The 2,196-nt window shown below is 61.6% G+C and carries 3 protein-coding genes; all 3 read left to right on the plus strand.

The features are described 5' to 3' along the window. Positions 1 to 38 precede the first annotated feature (38 nt). The 3 genes from ACEW8G_RS13750 to hslV are packed head-to-tail and all read left to right on the plus strand — an operon-like array spanning position 39 to position 2,029. Complete coding sequence (locus tag ACEW8G_RS13750; RefSeq protein WP_373488976.1) at positions 39 to 1,097, plus strand: mannose-1-phosphate guanylyltransferase/mannose-6-phosphate isomerase; 1,059 nt, start codon at positions 39 to 41, stop codon at positions 1,095 to 1,097. 24 nt (positions 1,098 to 1,121) lie between these two features. Beyond that, the gene (locus ACEW8G_RS13755) at positions 1,122 to 1,424 is read left to right on the plus strand and encodes a putative quinol monooxygenase (protein WP_373488974.1); all 303 of its coding nucleotides are present in this window, start codon (positions 1,122 to 1,124) and stop codon (positions 1,422 to 1,424) included. Positions 1,425 to 1,462: 38 nt separating this feature from the next. Continuing rightward, positions 1,463 to 2,029: an ATP-dependent protease subunit HslV gene (gene hslV / locus ACEW8G_RS13760; RefSeq protein WP_373488975.1), complete on the plus strand. Its 567-nt coding sequence runs from the start codon at positions 1,463 to 1,465 to the stop codon at positions 2,027 to 2,029. Positions 2,030 to 2,196: the final 167 nt, after the last annotated feature.

A 2,196-nucleotide genomic window follows, 5' to 3' on the forward strand; every position in this document is an offset into this window, starting at 1 on the left:
CGGTTGCTGCTGGCGCGCGCCGTCTGAGGAACGAGAACATGTCGCAGATCATACCAGTCATTTTGTCGGGCGGATCGGGTACCCGGCTGTGGCCATTGTCAACCGACACCCGGCCCAAGCAATTTCTGCCGCTCGCAAGCAAATACAGCATGTTTGCCGAAACGCTGGCGCGCGCGGGCGATGGATCGCGCTTTGACAAGGCGCTGATCATCGGCGCTGAACGCCATGTTGCGCTGATGACGGGTGAACTGACAGGTGAAACGCATGCACGCGCCAGAATCATCCTTGAGCCGTGCGCGCGCAACACCGCACCTGCGATCGCGCTTGCTGCGATCGCGGCAGGCGGCGGCGATGCAGTGATGTTGGTGATGCCCAGCGATCATGTGATTAATGATCTTGACGCCTTCATGGCTGCCATCGACAGCGCCCTGCCCGCGGCGCGCGACGGCTGGCTGGTGACCTTCGGCATCAACCCCACCGGGCCTGAAACCGGTTTTGGCTATATCGAGATGGCCGCGCCGCTCGACGGTCTGCCCGGCGTTCACAGCGTCGCACGGTTCATTGAAAAGCCCCCGCGTGACAAGGCCGAGGCAATGCTTGCAGCTGGCGGTCATGCCTGGAACGCTGGCATTTTCCTGATGCGCGCCGACCGCTATCTGCAGGAACTCGCACTGCACGCGCCTGAAATGTGCGCCACCAGTCAAGCCGCGATGCAGGCAGCAACCCATGAGGGGCAACTGATCCGGCCCGATGCGGCACAGTTTGCCGCCTGCCCGTCCGATTCCATCGACTATGCGGTCATGGAGCGTGCCGAGCGTGTCGCTATTGTCCCCATGTCATGCGGCTGGTCAGACGTCGGCAGCTGGGATGCATTGGGTGACATCAGCGAATGCGATCCGGACGGAAACCATCTGTCGGGCGATGTCATCGCCTTTGATACAAGCAACAGCATGGTGCGCGCCGATGGCATTACGGTTACGTTGTCAGGTGTCAGCGATCTGATCGTCGTTGCAAACGGCAGCCACGTGATGATCGTCCCCAAGGGCCGTTCGCAGGACGTGAAAAAGATCGTAGAAGCCATCAAGAGCCGACAGTAAGCCGAGAATTCTGGAGAGAATGCCATGCTGATCATTGAAGGATGGGTGCGCTTTGCCCCCGGTGAACTTGACAAGCTGACCCAGGTCACCGCCATCATGATCGCCGAAACGCTCAAGGAACCGGGCTGTCTTCACTACAGCTTTGCGCGCGACATGGTTGACCCTGACCTGATGCGCATTTCCGAGCGCTGGGACAGCCAGGAGGCGCTCGATGCGCATTCCACAGCGCCGCATATGGCAGCGTTTGGCGCCGGGCTGGCGCAGGTCGAACGGCTGGGCGCCGATCTGCGGCTCTATTCGGGCGACGAAATCAAGCGTATCATGTAGGCTTGCGCGGCACGCCCCGCCCGCCCATATCCCGCAACATGAGCAGCAACGACAACAATAGCAGCGCCGTATGGCACGGCACCACCATCATCGGCGTGCGCAAGAACGGCAAAGCGGTGATTGCGGGCGACGGCCAGGTGTCGATGGGCCAGACGATCATGAAGCCCAATGCGCGCAAGGTCCGCACGCTGGGCGACGGATCGGTGATCGGCGGCTTCGCGGGGGCCACCGCTGACGCCTTCACCCTGTTCGAAAGGCTTGAAGCCAAGCTGGAGCGGCACGCCGGGCAGCTGATGCGCGCCGCAGTCGAACTCGCCAAGGACTGGCGCACCGACAAATATCTGCGCAATTTGGAAGCGATGATGATCGTGGCGGACAAGGATGTGACGCTGATCCTCACGGGCAATGGCGATGTGCTTGAACCCAATGATGGCATCGCGGCGATCGGATCAGGCGGCAATTTCGCGCTGGCGGCAGCGCGCGCGCTGCTTGATTATGAAGACGATGCAGAGGTGATCGCGCGCAAGGCGATGAAAATCGCCGCTGATGTGTGCGTCTACACCAACGACCAGCTGACCCTGCAGGTGCTCGACAGCGCCGCGTAAGGCCCTTCATGTGCCTTCACGCTTCCCCATTCACGATAGAAGACCCAGCATGACCGATACGCTTACCCCCAAAATGATCGTTGCCGCGCTCGATGCGCATATCATCGGCCAGCAGGACGCCAAGCGCGCTGTCGCGGTCGCGCTGCGCAACCGCTGGCGGCGGCAGC

This window comes from Blastomonas sp., assembly GCF_041747255.1.
Taxonomy (GTDB): domain Bacteria; phylum Pseudomonadota; class Alphaproteobacteria; order Sphingomonadales; family Sphingomonadaceae; genus Blastomonas.

Bases quoted from the DNA above. Each gene is read 5' to 3' on its own strand.
- hslV (WP_373488975.1), top strand. From the start codon at position 1,463: ATGAGCAGCAACGACAACAATAGCAGCGCCGTATGGCACGGCACCACC.
- ACEW8G_RS13755 (WP_373488974.1), top strand. From the start codon at position 1,122: ATGCTGATCATTGAAGGATGGGTGCGCTTTGCCCCCGGTGAACTTGAC.
- ACEW8G_RS13750 (WP_373488976.1), top strand. From the start codon at position 39: ATGTCGCAGATCATACCAGTCATTTTGTCGGGCGGATCGGGTACCCGG.